20 protein-coding genes are annotated in these 16,649 nt (G+C 41.6%); 19 read left to right on the top strand and 1 reads right to left on the bottom strand.

The window, feature by feature from the left end:
• The first annotated feature begins 14 nt into the window (after positions 1-14).
• From DSBG_RS24275 to DSBG_RS02845, 16 genes are all read left to right on the top strand, one after another.
• Positions 15-167, top strand: a complete 153-nt coding sequence (locus DSBG_RS24275) for a conjugal transfer protein TrbL family protein (protein ID WP_491005696.1) — start codon at positions 15-17, stop codon at positions 165-167.
• 11 nt (positions 168-178) lie between these two features.
• The gene (locus tag DSBG_RS02910) at positions 179-391 is read left to right on the top strand and encodes a mercury transporter (protein WP_068962720.1); all 213 of its coding nucleotides are present in this window, start codon (positions 179-181) and stop codon (positions 389-391) included.
• 8 nt (positions 392-399) lie between these two features.
• The gene (locus DSBG_RS02905) at positions 400-726 is read left to right on the top strand and encodes a hypothetical protein (protein WP_068962719.1); all 327 of its coding nucleotides are present in this window, start codon (positions 400-402) and stop codon (positions 724-726) included.
• A 17-nt stretch (positions 727-743) separates the two neighbouring features.
• Positions 744-1,136, top strand: a complete 393-nt coding sequence (locus DSBG_RS02900) for a prepilin peptidase (protein ID WP_176716147.1) — start codon at positions 744-746, stop codon at positions 1,134-1,136.
• 450 nt (positions 1,137-1,586) lie between these two features.
• Positions 1,587-1,886 carry a nucleotidyltransferase family protein gene (locus DSBG_RS02895; RefSeq protein ID WP_068962717.1) on the top strand — a complete coding sequence of 100 codons (300 nt, stop codon included), beginning with the start codon at positions 1,587-1,589 and terminating at the stop codon, positions 1,884-1,886.
• A complete protein-coding gene (locus DSBG_RS02890) occupies positions 1,870-2,256 on the top strand; it encodes a HepT-like ribonuclease domain-containing protein (RefSeq protein ID WP_068962716.1) in 387 nt (128 codons plus the stop codon). The genes DSBG_RS02895 and DSBG_RS02890 overlap by 17 nt, the downstream gene beginning before the upstream one ends.
• 181 nt (positions 2,257-2,437) lie before the next feature.
• Entirely contained in the window at positions 2,438-3,010 is a 573-nt protein-coding gene (locus DSBG_RS02885; RefSeq protein WP_068962715.1) for a hypothetical protein, read from the top strand.
• 65 nt (positions 3,011-3,075) lie between these two features.
• The gene (locus tag DSBG_RS02880) at positions 3,076-4,992 is read left to right on the top strand and encodes a DUF8195 domain-containing protein (RefSeq protein ID WP_068962714.1); all 1,917 of its coding nucleotides are present in this window, start codon (positions 3,076-3,078) and stop codon (positions 4,990-4,992) included.
• Positions 4,993-5,021: 29 nt separating this feature from the next.
• Positions 5,022-5,564 (top strand): hypothetical protein, encoded by a 543-nt coding sequence (locus tag DSBG_RS02875; RefSeq protein ID WP_083236699.1) that lies wholly within the window; start codon positions 5,022-5,024, stop codon positions 5,562-5,564.
• Positions 5,565-5,579: 15 nt separating this feature from the next.
• Positions 5,580-5,786: a YrzR-like zinc ribbon domain gene (locus tag DSBG_RS21585; RefSeq protein WP_083236698.1), complete on the top strand. Its 207-nt coding sequence runs from the start codon at positions 5,580-5,582 to the stop codon at positions 5,784-5,786.
• Between the two features lie 12 nt (positions 5,787-5,798).
• Entirely contained in the window at positions 5,799-6,686 is an 888-nt protein-coding gene (cpaB, locus tag DSBG_RS02870) for a Flp pilus assembly protein CpaB (RefSeq protein ID WP_083236697.1), read from the top strand.
• Complete coding sequence (locus tag DSBG_RS02865) at positions 6,676-7,422, top strand: hypothetical protein (RefSeq protein ID WP_068962713.1); 747 nt, start codon at positions 6,676-6,678, stop codon at positions 7,420-7,422. The genes cpaB and DSBG_RS02865 overlap by 11 nt, the downstream gene beginning before the upstream one ends.
• The gene (locus DSBG_RS02860) at positions 7,415-8,833 is read left to right on the top strand and encodes a CpaF/VirB11 family protein (protein WP_068962712.1); all 1,419 of its coding nucleotides are present in this window, start codon (positions 7,415-7,417) and stop codon (positions 8,831-8,833) included. The genes DSBG_RS02865 and DSBG_RS02860 overlap by 8 nt, the downstream gene beginning before the upstream one ends.
• Entirely contained in the window at positions 8,826-9,674 is an 849-nt protein-coding gene (locus DSBG_RS02855; protein WP_242877386.1) for a type II secretion system F family protein, read from the top strand. The genes DSBG_RS02860 and DSBG_RS02855 overlap by 8 nt, the downstream gene beginning before the upstream one ends.
• A gap of 65 nt (positions 9,675-9,739) precedes the next feature.
• The gene (locus tag DSBG_RS02850) at positions 9,740-10,558 is read left to right on the top strand and encodes a hypothetical protein (protein WP_083236696.1); all 819 of its coding nucleotides are present in this window, start codon (positions 9,740-9,742) and stop codon (positions 10,556-10,558) included.
• 12 nt (positions 10,559-10,570) lie between these two features.
• The gene (locus DSBG_RS02845; RefSeq protein WP_068962709.1) at positions 10,571-10,972 is read left to right on the top strand and encodes a DUF4320 family protein; all 402 of its coding nucleotides are present in this window, start codon (positions 10,571-10,573) and stop codon (positions 10,970-10,972) included.
• On the opposite strand, the gene DSBG_RS02840 is transcribed toward DSBG_RS02845, so the two are convergent.
• Complete coding sequence (locus tag DSBG_RS02840; RefSeq protein ID WP_207647207.1) at positions 10,963-11,286, bottom strand: hypothetical protein; 324 nt, start codon at positions 11,284-11,286, stop codon at positions 10,963-10,965. The two genes, DSBG_RS02845 and DSBG_RS02840, sit on opposite strands and share 10 nt — an antisense overlap.
• Positions 11,287-11,469: 183 nt before the next feature.
• On the opposite strand from DSBG_RS02840, the gene DSBG_RS23370 reads away from it, so the two are divergent.
• Genes DSBG_RS23370 through DSBG_RS02825 form a run of 3 tightly spaced genes read left to right on the top strand, consistent with a single transcriptional unit; the run spans position 11,470 to position 16,616 of the window.
• Positions 11,470-11,757: a hypothetical protein gene (locus DSBG_RS23370; protein WP_068962707.1), complete on the top strand. Its 288-nt coding sequence runs from the start codon at positions 11,470-11,472 to the stop codon at positions 11,755-11,757.
• A 33-nt stretch (positions 11,758-11,790) separates the two neighbouring features.
• Complete coding sequence (locus DSBG_RS02830) at positions 11,791-12,465, top strand: flagellar basal body-associated FliL family protein (protein WP_068962706.1); 675 nt, start codon at positions 11,791-11,793, stop codon at positions 12,463-12,465.
• Positions 12,466-12,479: 14 nt separating this feature from the next.
• On the top strand, positions 12,480-16,616 hold the full coding sequence (locus DSBG_RS02825; RefSeq protein WP_068962705.1) for an Ig-like domain-containing protein: 4,137 nt from the start codon (positions 12,480-12,482) through the stop codon (positions 16,614-16,616).
• The last annotated feature ends 33 nt before the right edge of the window (positions 16,617-16,649 follow it).

The raw sequence follows: 16,649 nt of genomic DNA, 5'->3' as shown, positions 1-16,649 counted from the left end.
TCCTAAATGGACATCTGATATGGGCGCTTGCGGTCATTGTCATGGCTTTACGTACTCCTAAATTCTTACAAGAATTTATCATTCTTTCAGGAGGTCAAGGCGGTGGCATGATGAAAGCCTATCATGCCACTCGTTTGGTTCAGATGGTCAAAGGAGTTATGAAATAAGGTAAGGGGGAATGGAGGTGGAGGTAGAAGAGATTACAAAAGCAATTATTTTGCTAGTTCGTGCGGGGGTATTTATGAGGATAGCCTTTTGTTTTCTTAGAATGATGGGAGATGAAGATGAGAGTCCTATGTACAAGAAAAGAGCGATTCATGCGGGTGTTTTTTATATTATTGCTGAATCAATTTGGCAATTAAAAGATATCGTATTCTATTACTATGCTTAGGAGGGCCTATGGAAGACACAAAAAAGACGCTCTATATTCCGGTCGGAATCAAGACTCGACCGGAATACTTCGACGGATTTGGTAAAACTGAATTGAGGCAATCTACCCTGATATGTTTGCTGGGTGGAGGAATGGATATACTAGCTTTTCTGTTCACGCAAAATATATCGGTCTGCATCTTGGCAATGTTTGTTATTATCGCTGGTAGTGTCATGATGTGTACTAAAGATCAAACAAATCTATCGGCTGTCGATCAAGTGAAAAATATGATTCACTTTGCCCGGTCTCAAAAGAATTATCCTTATGTAGCCTTAGATGAGTGGAAATCCAGATGACAACAGAAAGCTTAATAGTGATTAAAGGATTATTGTTTTTTTCAGTACTATTAGTTGCCGCCATCCACGATGCTAAAACCAAGATCATTCCCGATACAATTCACGTTCTACTCATTCTCATCAGCTTAATAGGCTTTGACTGGAATTCTCTGTTCGGGTTCTTTCTTGTTCCCATACCGTTTATGTTAGCGGCTTTGAAGAAAAGCGAAAGCCTTGGTGGAGGTGATGTCAAGCTCATGGCCGGAATCGGTTGCGTCTTAGGAGTTATGGAAGGATTTTCTGCCGGTGCAATAGGATTGAGTTTATCCATTCTGACTAACCTGATAAGGGGCAAGCGGAATCAACCGTTTGCCCTTGGTCCCTATTTGGCCGCAGGGGCTATGATTATCTTTCTTATTGCTCCAAAATAAAGATAAAAATAGGGGTTAAGATAAACAGGGTATAGATTTGAGGGAAAATAATTTTAAAATTTGTGGTATACTATTTCCATAGAATGGATTTAGGAAACTGGTCGATTATCAAATAAAAGGATGATTAATTATGTGGTACAAAGCTATATGATTAATGGAATCAAAATGATTGTGTCGATATAGTAAAACGCTATGGTGTTAAACTAGTTATCCTTTTTGGTTCTTATGCCAAAGTAGAAGCAGTACTCGACAGCGTTATTGGTTTATGGATTGATAGAGAAAAGATAGAAGACTACTTTAAACTATAAAGATTCAGGCTGGAGCTTGAGGACGAATTAGATACGCATAATTGATTTACTAATAACCGAATCTTTAAGTAAAAATTTCTTAAAAGAGTATAGGAGAGAGGAAATCCTGCTCTATGAATGGGAAAGATAAGGAGTGATTTTGATGAATGCAGATGAGATTAAAAGCAAGCTTCGCCCAGTGTTTGACGCTGCTCCTGTCTATCGCGCGATATTATTTGGATCCTATGCAAGGGATATGGCAACTGATAAAAGTGATGTAGATATTGTTATCGACAGCCGGGGAGAGTTGCTGAATATCAACTTTTACGGAGTATTGGAGGATATAACTCAAACCTTGGGAAAGCAAGTTGATCTCATTGAGCTTTCTGAGATCAAACCTGGTTCGCCTATCTTCGAAGAAATTGAAAGCCGGGGGGTCTTACTTTATGACCGGCAAGGATAGAATTATCTTACAAAAAACGATTAATTATGCCCGGGATGCTGTTCAATATATAAGTGGTATGGATCTCGAACAGTTCATGGATGATCGAAAAACCATTTCAGCCTGTGCTTTTTGTATAGGTCAGATAGGCGAACTAGTTAAAGAAGTGGATCCTTTGACACAAGACGCGAATCCCAAAATTCCTTGGAGAAGCATCCGGGGTATGCGTAACAAGATCATACATGACTACGAAAATATCGATTTAGCGGTTTTATGGGGAACCATTACAAAAAGTCTTCCAGAGTTAATTCTTCAGATGCATCATCTTTTAGCCATAGAAACATTGACTGCATTGACATTAGAAGAGAATGAAGACGAATACGAACGCTAACCATTTCAAGGGCAGCCTAACCGCTGTCTTTATCTATAGAGATACTGAAAAACAAAAGATGAATTAAAGCTATTTTTCTTTTAATATCTTATATATACTCTTAAATGCTTGATATTTCATGCCATTGTAGAGTATAATAGTATTAAGATGGTAGACTTTGCTTTTATAGGAGGTCTGACAAATGAGTATGGAAGAAATTAATAAGGCTAAACGATTTAAATTAGGTACTATAATCTTAGCAATTCCGATCATCGTAGGATTAAGCTTCGGTATCTATTGGAAACTTCAACCGGAAGAAAGTGTTGGCTGGGACGAATCAGGGTTTGAACAAACTCAGGCTAATAATTCGGATTTAGTTAAAACTTCAATCCCTGGAACCACCAAATCATCGGAACAAATTGCAGATGAAGCTGCCAAATTGGTGGAACAGATGAAACAAGCACAACAGCAGCAAGCCACGATGGTTAATGGCAAGCAAGTTGAGTTAATAAATGAACCGACACCCGAGCCTGTAGTTGAGCCTACTCCCCGGTATGAATCTAAGGAAGAAGCGGCTAAGAATCCACCGCCTAAGCCTACTGAAACTGCAAAGCAACAGCTAACGCAGAATAATAATACTGGTGGTAGTAACTTAGTTCCTCCGTCAGAGAATCCATTCTTAGCACCAGGGGCAGCAGCAACGAATGTGAAAGATGAAGATGCTTCTAAATATTATCAAGATGGTCTTAAGATGGGCGAAGGAGATCATTTCTAATAGCTAAATATTGATAAAGGCAGTCTGATTTAAAGGCTGCCTTTTATTATGCAAGGAGGTTTGCTATGAAACGGTTTGTATACTTTTTGTTGCTGGTTTGCTTATGCCTTTTTACTCCGTCAATAACGCTTGCTGATGATAACGCCGATGGTGGCGATGGCGATGTGGGAGGAGCTGAAACCGGTTATGCTCACTACAATTCAGGGGAATACATGTATAAAGTATCGGTCTATGTTGCAAAGTCAGATCAAGCAAAAACCTCAGATCCTAGTTTGGCGAATTTCAAAATGATTGGGAATGCTCCTATCTATGTTCGACCAAATCATTTTACGCCCCCTACTAGCGGGATCATTTATGGTAACGGTAGCAAAATAGATTATTTGGATGGATTAACGTTTGCCCCAACATATTCACCACAAAGAATTGAGGATAATGTTCCTGCTCCTCCTGTTGTTAGTGGTGGTAATATCCAAGCGGTGAAGGAATTCTTTGGTTCTGAAGGTTCACTCAACACACTCATTAATGCTTTCGCCAATCAAAAAGGCACGACCCGAGAAGGCCTAGTCTCCAACATCCAATTCACCATTAACGGAGAAACCGGAACAGTCTCCCCTGATCGTATCCTTCCTTCCAAAGACGAACACGGAAACTTCCTCAATGAAGTCCCTTGGCTTGTTGTCTACGAGCCAGTCATTATCGCTTACCTCAAAGATGGTACAACTAAACTGGCCTTCACGGCCACAGAATATGCCCTAGCTCAAAAGCTGGGGTATTTTAATTTTGGTGGTGGAGCGGATGGCCAGTTGATCACAGCCCTCACTCATCGGGCCTTGCCTAACTCCATTGTTTTAGAACATAGCTGGTTCGGATACCCTGTTACATCACCTCTTGAAGAAGGTATCAATTGGGCCAATGAACGCATCATTCAAGGGGGTGGTTGGGGAATGCGTTTCCTTCCGGCCAACGCCACAGGAACTCCGGAAGAGCCTCCATCCACCTATGATGTGGAATACCGTGTGAATACAGATGTTATTACTTCTGTCGAAGTACACGCCAGTAGCCGCATTACTCCTAACGCTAAAGCCTATGTCCACTTTACTACCAGCACGGGACAAAGTGGCACTCATGCACTGGTCCTTCCAGCTGGGGGATCTCAGCTCGCTTGGTTTAAATGGCATACTCCATCCACGCCACAAGACGTTACCATATCTGTATCCATATCTGGAAACAACTCCGCCCGTATTGCCGGAAGCTCATCGGCCACTATCAATGCTAAGGTGATTGAGCTGGAGGAACTTACTCCACCCGATACAAAGCTCTTTGATCTCAATCCGGAAGGTGAGGCAAGAACGCCTGATTATTGGCTACCAGAGTCGCCGCCTCTTAGAAGTGAAAAACTTGCTGCTACATGGGGGGAGTGGAAAGCTTGGTGGGTAGAGCTAGAGGATGGTTCAGGGTATTGGGAATATGAATGGATTACTTATTCTGCAGAATTGGACGTGAAGATGGATGTCTTGCCTAATGAGCATTGCCCTACAGCTAAGCCCGATCCGATCTATTATGATAAATGGCAAATGCCTGCTGGATATGGAGTTGATATAGATGTATCTGCTCAAAGTTGGTTCACTGCTAATTCTAATATGGTCACAGGAGCCCAAAATGCTATTGTTTATTTCCCCGAATTTGATTATGGCACCTATAATCGGGTACTTGACTTGAAGGAGGCAGGTTTTAATGCTGAATTTTGGTTTAAGGTGAATCCGGATTCTCATTACGCGGAAGATGGGGACAGAGTACACTTTACGCCGATTTGGTTCCCTAAAAATTATAACAAATATGAGCCTCAAGTGGTTGTTTTTGATATGTGGACTCCGGCAGGGATGCTGACAGGTTCACAGTCCAATTATTTAACCCTTAAAGGATCGGTGATTGATGATTGGCATATTGCTCCTGCCGATCCGGAAGAAATAATGAAGCGATGATAGGAGGTGATAATTGGGAGGTGAGATGTTTGATATTAAAAAAGGTACTAAGGGATAAACAGGGATTAGGCTACCCCTTAGTGGCAGCCATTGTTTTGGTTCTCCTCATGCTCATGATGGTAGGCTATGAGTATATGCGGCTACAAATTATTGGATATGGAGTGAGAGATGCAGTGCAGTCCGCTGTAAATACTGTAGCGACCGCGAATTATGAAACATCATTTGGAGGATTAAAAAGTGGTTACTCAGGAGGATATGAACGTAATGAAACGGTGTGGCTACCTAGGCTTAGTACGGGAGACATTTATGCAGAGCTGGATCGAATTTTAGGAACGTCTCCCAATGGAAGTCGACATACCAAAATGGCGGGAGATGCCAAGGAATTTGAAGTTTACGGACTAACCGTCGATGTTCTTAATGCTCCCTTCAAACCTGATCATTCAATAAGAGCTGAAACCTTGGCAATCACAACTCGAATTACCTTAGAAGTACCCCTTTGGTTTATGGGTGTACAGGTGGATGTAATGACAGCGGATTTAGTCATTGCTACAAATTTCGTCGCTAAATTTTAAGAAGGTGGGAGAAATTTGGATAAGAGGAAAGGGAAGTATACTAATCGTCACCCAACCCATAGTCGATTTACTCATTGCCCAGTCTGTCATAGCCGTGCGATTGGTTCTGTCGGTAGAAATCACTATTATTGTGCCGATTGTTGCTGTGAATTCAATGGAAAACAAGAGCTTAAGATTTATGCCCTAAATCGTGACGGAGTATCACAACGAATTGTAATTTGAGGAGGAAGCATTGTGTTTAGAAAAAGAGCGGATAAACCATCATCTGAAAATCGAAATACGGTGAAAGTACAAAGGACAAAAGATGATACCATGAAATCCGAGCCAATCAAAAAGGCTTTACCTAAGCCAAAATTGAACCTCAATAGATTCAAAAACAGAACAACCATAGGGGTTGCTTGTATTATCCTCGCTTTTCTTATTGTTTTTGGGCTATCACCCCTGATCAATAAGGCTGCGAAAGCCCAGACTGTTATTGTAAGGGTTGAAAAAGATATCGAAGCTGGTCAAAGGGTAACCGCGGATAAGATTGAGAAGGTGACAGTGGGAGGATACAACCTTCCTAGCAATGTAGCAAAACGAGCGGAGGATGTAGTGGGCAAATATGCGATAGCGGGACTAAAACCGGGCGATTACATTTTATCCAGTAAAATATCCTCCGATCCTTTTTTCAATAACCCTTATCTATATAATCTTCCCGAAGGGAAAGTGGCCATTTCAGTTAGTTTGAAAAGTCTTGCGTCAGGGTTATCAGGAAAGCTTCAAAATGGTGATATTGTCTCTTTGATTGCGATTGGTGGTAACAATGGAAAAAAAGAAGCAGTACGGTTGCCAGAACTTGAATATGTAGAAGTATTGGCAGTGACCACAAAGAAGGGATCGGATAGTAATCAGCAAAATCAAGGTGAGTCAACTGAAGATCAGGATATTCCTGCGACAGTTATTTTAAGTGTCAACCCAATACAAGCTTTAAAGCTGGCCGAATATGAGGAAAATGGCAAGCTTCATGCAACATTAGTGAGTAGGGGCAACGAGGAGAAAAAACAAATGCTTCTGGCTGCTCAGGAAAGCATCTTTTCTCAAAGCCCAGAAGGTAAGGAGGGGACAGCGAGTGGGGAGTAATCAGATGATCGCAATCTGGGGAAGCCCGGGGAGCGGAAAGACCGTAATTAGCATGAAGCTGGCCCGGATTTTGGCTTCTAAGCAAAAGACAGTTGCCTTGGTGTTATGCGATCTTCTTTGTCCGATGCTACCTGTCCTTTTCCCGACAATAGATCCTAAAGAGAAATCCTTAGGGATACTCTTAACAAAGGCAGATATGAATCAGGAAGCTATCTTGTCTAATCTTATATTGCCTAATGATCGAGAGTTTATAGGAGTATTGGGATATAAGAAAGGTGAAAATAGTACATCCTATCCGAACTATACCGTGGAGAAGGCTGCAGACCTATTTTTATTGCTTCGCCATAAAGTGGATTATGTAATTGTGGATTGTACAAGTCAATTATCAGGAGATGATTTATCCACTGTAGCCCTGAGGGATGCAGATCAAGTGCTTCGATCCGGGACAGCTGATTTAAAGGGACTGTCCTTTTTTGATGCTCAATTACCTGTGTTGTCCATGAATAAAGCGTTTCGTGCAGAAAGGCATCTTAAAGCGTTATCCGGATTTAAAAGCTATTCCCCTAAGAAGGAAGTGGCTGAAGCCTATGGGAATATAGATTTCTTCTTGTCTTTTGCTGAGGAAATAGAACGACAATGGTTAGAAGGGAGGCTCTTAGATCCTCTGAAGACTTCAGAAGGTAAGAGTTTAGTAAGAGAATTAAAGCGATTCGCTTTGGAGGTATTTGATGAGTAATCTATTTAAACAAAATGTCAATATTCGAGATTACAAGCTGGTGTTAGATGAAGTCCAAGAGTATATATCAACCACTTATGCTACAGCGTTTGATGATGACGATGATCGTCAGAAGGAGCAGATTAAACTCTATATCACTAAGATTATAGAGGACAAGAACTTAGGGGTTAATAACCTGTCTAAGGATCAACTGGTGGATAAGCTTTATTTTGAGATGAAAGAAGCATCGTTTTTAACGCAATATCTTGAATCCAAAGATATGGAAGAAATCAATATAAATTCATGGGAAGACATAAAAGTTAACATGGCGGATGGGCGTAAGGTAACACTTGATGAACATTTCAATTCTCCCCAGCACGCGCTTGATGTCATTAAACGTTTACTTCGTCCATCAGGGGCTATTCTTGATGATGAAAGTCCCATGGTGCGCGGTCATTTGCGAAACAATATTCGGATTACAGCTTACGCTCCTCCGGTTGTGGATGCCAAGGTAGGTGTTTCCGCATCCATTCGTATTGTCAATCCTCAACATTTATGCAGGGAGGATTTCGTAAAAAAAGGGACAGCAACGCCGGAAATGCTGGATGAGTTAAGTTTGCTCTTGCGCTATGGCATAAGTATTTGCATCGGTGGCTCAACTGGATCGGGGAAAACTACGACCTTGTCGTGGCTGCTGGAATCAATACGCCGATACAAACGAATTTTCACTATTGAAGTTGAGAATCGGGAATTTGATCTTGTTGAGAAAAATGAGCAGGGTCAAACTATGACTAATGTGGTGCATACAGTGACCCGAAGAAGTGATAATCCCAAACGAGTGATTGATGTAGAAAAACTGTTGGAATATGGACTTACGACGAATCCGGACATCATCGGTATTGGTGAAATGAAAAGCTCTGAAGCTTATGGGGCGCAGGAAGCAGCTCGGACAGGCCATGCCGTGGTTACGACGACGCACACCAACTCGTGTGAGGCGGCTTATCCACGGATGCGAACCCTTTGTAAGCAAAAATACGATCTTAATGATAAAACTTTAGATGATATGGTATCTGAAGCTTTTCCCATTGTGGTATTTCAAAAAGAACTAGAGGATCATTCGCGAAAAATCATGGAAATAACAGAATGCGAAATCCTATCTAATGGAGAGCGAAAACTACACACACTTTGGCGTTACAATGTCGTGGAGAACAAGATTATTGGTGGCAAAACGATAATCAAAGGGCATTTTGAACGTGTGAAACCCATTTCGGAAAGAATGCAAAAGCGCTTAATCCAAAATGGGATGCCCAAAGTCATTTTGAATCAATTTTTGGAAGGAGAGTTTAGTGATGATGTTATCGCTCATTGCGTTCCTGGCCTTAGTGGCAGGGAGCTTTTTACTCCTAAGGCTATCGCCGGTGGAAATGGCTGAGGAGCTTATTCAAAAGCTTCAAGCAGAAAAAGTAACCCTTAAAGGAATGGTTGATGCTATCGAGGGAAAGAGAAAACGGGGTCTCAGGAAACTAATAAATGAGACATGGGATATTCTTGTGGTAACACAAAAAACAACCATGTTTTCGATCTTAGCCTTAATAGCGGTGGTGCTTTTCTTTATGGGTATTCTTATTGGCTTAATGTCATCTAACTATTTTCTTATACCGGTCCTCTCTGGAGGATTTTTTCTTTTGCCTTTTTGGTATGTCATTTTTACAGCAACCTCCTATAAAAAACAGCTCAATGCTGAATTAGAAACGGCCCTTTCCATTGTCACAACGTCGTATATTCGAAGTAACGATTTTATTTTGGCCGCAGAAGAAAACATTGAAGTTCTTAACCCGCCGGTGGTTGAACCCTTTAAAGCCTTTTTGAAGGAAAATAAGCTGATTACATCCAATGTCAAATTAGCGTTAGAAAAACTGCGGGAAAGAATTGACAACGACGTGTTTAAAGAATGGGTTGATCAGGTGATCGCCTGCCAGCAGGACAAAAGTCTGAAATTCACCCTTTATCCCATCGTGGGGAAATTATCGGATATGAGAACTGTGGGCCTGGAATTGGATTATCTGCTCTATGGACCTATTAAAGAATTTATCTCTATGGTCTCTTTGGTGTTAGGGAGTATTCCCTTACTCTATTTCCTCAATAAAAATTGGTACAGCAATATAATGTATACCAGTGCGGGGAAAGCAACCTTGGCTGGAATAATTCTGGTCATTTTCTGGTCATTGGCCGGAGTCATTCGCTTGTCTCGGCCCGTTGAGTATAAGAGGTGAGGTGAGGTACTATGTCAGCTTTAGTTATTCTTTTCGCTTGCTTAATGTCAGGAGGCGTGTATTTTTTGTTGACAGCTCAGCTGGATTTACCTAGCCATGCTGCGACAAAAACGATCTTGAGTTACAAAAAGCAAGGAGTTAATAAGCCCAAGGCGACGGAGACCATGATCTGGCAATTAGCCGTCAAATTATCCCCATGGATTCGCTTGAACGAGTATAAACAACGAAGGCTTAAAGCCAGTTTGAAATCGACAGGAATTCAATATACTCCTGAAACTTACATGGCTCAAGCTATAGTTAAAGCCGGGTGTTGCCTCTTAGGCATTATCCCGGCACTGCTCATTTTTCCTCCCATTGCGCTAGGGTTAATTGTTCTTGCAATCTATGTCTACTTTTATGAGGTTCAGCGCGTGGATAGGTTATTGAAAAAGAAGCGGGAAGCGATTGAAAACGAATTGCCACGTTTTGTACTCAACGTTGAACAGGAACTGAAAGCTAGTAGGAATGTAGTCTCCATTCTAGATAAGCATAGAAAAAAAGCAGGAAAGGGACTAGAGAAGGAACTCGAAATCACTGTGGCTGACATGAAAACAGGCAATCAAGAATTAGCTCTATCTAAGCTTGATGCCCGGGTAGGTAGCTCCATGTTGTCTGAGGTAGTGCGCGGTCTGATTGGAGTCATCCGCGGCGATGATAACGTGCTGTATTTTCAGCGCTTGGCCCATGGGTTTAAACAGATTGAATTTCAAAAGTTGAAAATGATAGCGCAAAAACGTCCTGGGCAAATGCGTAAATACTCCCTGGCTTTGCTAGGCTGCTTTATCATGGTTTTTGTCATTGCTATTGGGATGCACTTAGTCACGGCTACCGGAGAAATGTTTTAGGAGAGGAGAAATATGAAAAAAATTATCTTATCAAAACGTGGCGAAGGTTACATCGACACGGCCGTTATCGTTTTAGCTTCAGTGATGGTTATAGCGTTAGCATTAGCGATATATCCAGTTGTTATCGCTAAACATGAACTCAATACCTTTGCGGATGAAGTAAGACGTCAGGTAGAAATTACTGGACAAGTAGGGTCGCAGGCCAATACCAAAATCCAAAACCTTAAAGAAGAAACAGGCCTTGATCCCGTTATTACATGGAATGCCAATTTTCTTTCGGGAAATCGTATCCAGCTTAATGATGAGTTTACTGTAAGCCTATCTCATGAATTCGATTTTGGATTTGGACCCTTTGGATCATGGCCAATAACCCTTAAGTCAAAGGCCACGGGAAGCGGCGAAGTTTATTGGTAACGCTTGATGCTTTTTAATTCATTTTTGGTCCAAGAAACTTTATAGAACTGTGCCTCTTTAATCTTTTTCCACAAGTCCCAATTACCTTGGGCAAGCCTGGCCGTTACTGCAATTAGAAATCTTCTTGGTTTACTAAGGCTGATCGGCGTTACCTCGAAGCCCTTGCGACTAAGCCGGGTAAGTATAGAAGAGTTGAGTAGCCAAGTTTTAGTACAGAATTTTGTGCCCACCGGATATCGATCAGCAGCAATAGAGGCGGCTTTAACAAAATCTTTATAGAATCTGACGGCTGAGGCTCTAGTATCACCCTTCATGGATTTAACCATTTTAACGAAGGGGAATATTCTCATACAAAGTGTCAATTGCCTAGTTTCTATTGATAAGTTAAACATAGACGAAACTCTGTAGGTACCAAAGTAGAATATAAGTTTGATGGTTAATAACAGATTTAATGCAGAGGTCGCGTAATAGATCCAGGGATTGAATAAGGAAATGAAGTGAAAAATGTGCAGGAAGATAACTGCAAGGAAAAAAAGAATAAGAAAGAGGAATCCTGTGATAAACGCCACAATAGTTCGACAAGGCCTTTGAAAACGATAGAACAACTTCTCACACTCCTTTTGGTTATTAGCTTGATGATTGGATGGATAGGGATTTATTTATTTGCCCTCAGTTTAACATGGCAGTATTTTTCCGTCAGTATCAGTTATGCTCTAGCAGGTTTGATAACCATCATTTTTGGGCTATTAAACGTTAAACTCTATAATTTAATTTTCCTTCTGTGAAAATCAAAATAACAGCGAGGTGAAAAAACGACCATGAATCTCTTAATTTCAATAGCCATCTTCCTGTTGACCGTACTCATCGGAGGTGCGGTCTATTTCTTTATGATCGAAAAACAAAAGAAGCAACGCAAAGCCGAAAACAAAGACCAAGAAACCGCCCAGGAATTCACAAATGTCAAAGACATTCGGGACAAATACCTCTACACAAGAGATCATCTTATTTTTCAATATCTAAAAATCGATGCCGTCAGCATAGACCTACTCAGCCAACGGGAAAAAGAATCCCTCACTCGAAGGCTTACAGCCGAACTCTCCGGAGATCAGCAGACCCTCAAACTCATAGCCGTATCCCGCCCGGTCGATATAAGCCCTCTCATCAATGAATACGCTGAACTCTTAGCCACATCATCGAACCCAAAGCAAAAAGAGCTACTTCGCAAGGAAACAGCGGCTATCAGCAATTACGCTCTCAGCGGCGAAGTCGTTGAACGTCAGTTTTATTTACCCCTATGGCAACATTACGAAGACGACTGTGAACAGGACATTGCCCGCCGCACCAAGGATGTAAAAGCAGCCTTCGAGAGCAGCAAAGTGCCGTGTGAAATTCTTAAAGAAAAGGATATCACTCGGTTATGTAATCTGATTAATAATCCGGCTTATGTTCATCTTGAAGATACGGATATTAGTCCAACGTTCCCAATGCTTTAAAAGGAGGAAATGGTATGAAAAAACGAATTAGGCTTGTCTTTCTCAGTCTTCTCATTTTCTTTCAGGGTTTTGCCCTATTCCCTAATCAAGCTTTAGCTGCTGAAGGGTACCAACAACCTGTATATACAAAAAATGTGAGAATTAACGGCTCAGTTACCCCAGAAACGATCCAAACACTAGATATACCTAATATAAAAGCTATTACTCAGTTAACGGTGGATAATGGCTTTGTGGATTATGATCTATCCGGTGACACAATTACATTGAACCTTTCCGGCGGCGAAGTTAAAGGAACTCAGTGGAACCCAAATAAATATTCAAAGACGGAAACAGATCAAAAAACATCGTCGTCAGACTCATTTACATCGAGCATAGCCTACTCTGATGAAAGTGGTTATAGCGGGACTCTAACTAAAGACGGGAGTAGTTATGTCGCCAGTGGGAGTGATATTCCAGAAGACAGTAAAACAGCGACGGATACAAGGGCGACCAGTGCAGGCGGTAGTTCCGGCTCTTTACCTGTATCAGTTTCATACTCTTCAGATGGATATGCGGGAACTCTATCAACGAGTGGCAGTGCTTATGTTTCCAGCGGTAGTTACACACCAGCTGATAGTAAACCAATGACTTATTCTCAATCAAGCTACTATCAAATCGCTCAAACTGACAACTTGCCATACACCTATAATTATAATGATGGCGGGTATACTGGGTTACTTACAAAAGGCACAACAACATGGAATACGTATATTCAGTCGGGTATTGACTCTTCATGGGCAGCGCTTAAAAATTCTAGTAACATAACTAGTTTGTCCTTGTCTGAATATAGTTTTCTAAGTTGGTTGGAAACAGAGCGAGGTTATCAAGATGCTCTAAGTGTGACAAGTTATGAATGGGATGGTCCTACTCAAGGACCAGGAGACTGGATACATTCAATTACTGGAGAACATTATACTTATGCAAGATTCATAAAAACCTATTATACTTATACCACTTATAGTGCTCAAGCAACATACACTGGAAATGTCACAAAACCTGCTTCAGATACAAGAGTATGGACACAAAACTATTCAGGCACAGTCACAAAACCAGCCTCCGATACGCGTATCTGGAAACAAGATTATTCAGGAACAATGTATAAGGGGGAGTACGAAAATCTGTATGAATATGATGTTGAAATTCAATATGTGCTAAAGCTTGAGCCACCTCAGTGGGACGTCGATCAAGAAGAACCGACAAACCAAGATGTAACGGTAACTATTTACTATCCGGATGATTCCTCAGTTAAGGAATATAAACTCAATGATGGAGAATGGCTACCTTACGAAACACCGGTTATCGTACCAGAAAATTTAACGATCTATGCTAGAAGTTCTGATGGCATAGATTATTCCAATACAGTTTCACTTGTCATTGACAATATTGATAAAGCCCCCCCGTCGGTTAATAAGCCTACAGCCACGGCCGATAGTACGAACCAGATTACCGTTACTCGGGATGCGGCGGATGATGCAACGGGACTCCATGAAGCCTCATTTCTGTACAACCGTGATGGGGATGACGTAGGAAGCTGGACCGCTGAATCTTTTGTGGACACGGAATTGACCCCGAATACGCAGTATCAGTACAAATACAAAGCCAGAGATTCTGTTGGCAATGAGAGCGATTATTCTGAGGAGGTACAGCGCTATACCTTGGCTCTTGATCCTATCGGAGTAGAGATTACAACTTTAACGACCGAAAGTATCACGTTGAACATTACCAATAATGAACAAAATGAAGAACCGCCTGAAACCCTTATTGAAGTTAGATCAAAGTCTGATGGAACGGTTATAGCTACCTCAGATTGGTCTGCCGAAATAGAACGAGTGCTGGATGGTCTAAACCTAGATACAGAATATGAACTCTGGGTGAAAGCTAGGAATGGCGATAGGATTGAAAATGAATTTTTGAAGATGCAGGATAGCTTCTATAGCAACCGTCTGCATTATGGCCTGACAGAGCCGTCAGGGGATACGATGATTACTGATCATGAAGCGTTTACTTTATCCGGACGTGCGTGGGACCTAGACCGAGATAAATTAATCGTATCAGCAACAGTAGGGGAGAGCGAAAAGACCTTCGAATTAACGGATACTCCCTCCGAAGAGCCGGATACAAATAACTGGTCTGTATCGTTTACAGGAGATGATCTTCCAAATGGTAGCTACAATCTAATCTCTATAAAAATCAAAGATGGTAAAGGGGAGGAAATAGATATCCCATTTAACTATACTTTGACCGTGGCTGTAACCAGAATTGTTAAAGTTGAAATTGAACCAGGGGCATTAGAAATACCTGCTGGACAAACCATGCAATTGTCGGCCACTGCTTATTATTCCAACGGAATCACAAATACCAACTCCCCGATCACGGAGGGAGTAATCTGGTCAAGCAGTTCGCCAGAAAATATCAGCGTAGACAATCATGGGAAAATCATCGGTGTAGCCAAAGGTAAGGCAACGATCTCAGCGAATTTTGAAGAGAAGTTAGCAACAGCAGAAATTACAGTCACCGACCCGGTCATCACCTCCATTGAAGTGAAGCCAGAAAGAACGGTCAATCTTGGTAATGCGTTTACCCTCACGGCCATGGCCACTTACTCTGACGGAACCGAGGTAGATGTGACCCGTCAGGCAACTTGGTCAAGTCTTAATCCGGAAATTTCCGTCGTCAATCACGGCACGGTAATTGGTAGAAGCCAGGGTAAGACAACCATCCAAGCTGAATTAGAGGGTGTGATAGGAAGGGTTCAAGTAGAAGTAACCCCTGCTATCGTTAAGGCTGTGAATCTTGAACCAGACCAAAGCCAACTCCAGCGAGGAGAAAGCCTCTCTTTAAAGGCCATGGCTCATTATTCAGACAACAAGATAGTAAATGTAACTAATGTGGCCACATGGAGTAGCCTCAATCCTGAAATCGCATCTGTAGATGGCACAGGAAAAGTTATAGGGATAAGTGAAGGCAAGGCAATTATCCAAGCAGGATTTGAAGGAAAGTTAGCAACCGCAGAAATTATTGTTATTAGTCCCCCTGATTCTGAGCCTTCAGGGAGTTCAGATCTTCCAACAACTTCAAAACCAATAGATCCTACTCCAACTACACCACCGGCTATCCCTGAGCCCGAAACTCCAAAACCGACAGTACCGGTGACAACCGTTCCCGAAAATATCCCCGATGAGTCTATTCTACAAACACCAATAGATGAAAAGAGTAAGACTGCCGTGACTACATCCACTAAACCTAAGCCTAGTAACGCAAGTGAGCGTTATGCGACTAGCCAAGCTGGAATCCAGAAGGGAAACCAAGTGAAAGGAACTATGAAAGATAATTCTCTGCTGAACATACCGACAAAAACTACGGAAATCGGGGTAGTCAAAGGTTATGTCAAAGACCGCCAAGGCAATCCTATTGCAGATGCCAGGATTGAGCTACACTCTACCCCTAGGGTCACCTACACTGATAAGAAAGGCTTCTTTCAGTTTGCTAATGTAGAAATGGGAGCCCACAGGATTTACCTTGCCGATGAGAGCATATCTAAAGATCTGGTTCTCTTGAATTCCATTACAGTTAGAGAAGGTGGCCAAGTCAAATCCATGACTGGAGATCAAGTAGCAAATGCTTTAGGGGAAAAAGGTATTGTCGAAACAGCCCAAGTTCAACTCTCGGCGAACGATTCACTCAAAGAGTTAGAGATTATTGTTGATATGAACTCAAAAGTCAAAGGGAAATGGTTCGGATTGGCAAGTCTATTTCCAGAAAACTTCTTTAGCACAGAAAATCTGTTAGCTGGAATTGGACTATCTGGGAGCTTGCTCATGGTCTTTGTACTTTTCCGATTCAGTCGAAATACATTGATCTATGTAAGATTAAAATGTATCCAGAAAAGAAGAGCAAAGCTTACTCAAGGCGAATTAACTCTAGACCTACAAAAAGAATTTTTAAAGGCCAACGGCGACAACTTAAAGATTGTTTTTTCAAAATCCCTATCTCGTAAACTCGCTGAAAAATCTATTACTATCACCGAAGCAAGCAATGTTGTAACCCGATTGATATCGCCAGAATTCGCTGGCAAACCCCTTGAAATCGAAGTCGAACCCCTTGGCGAATAAAAAATTAACACAAAGCGGCAAGTCTTAGTCTTG

Source organism: Desulfosporosinus cupriresistens (assembly GCF_001707885.1).
GTDB lineage: Bacteria > Bacillota > Desulfitobacteriia > Desulfitobacteriales > Desulfitobacteriaceae > Desulfosporosinus.
The sequence above is the reverse complement of the archived record's forward strand: the minus strand, read 5'-3'. Positions and strand labels throughout refer to the sequence as shown.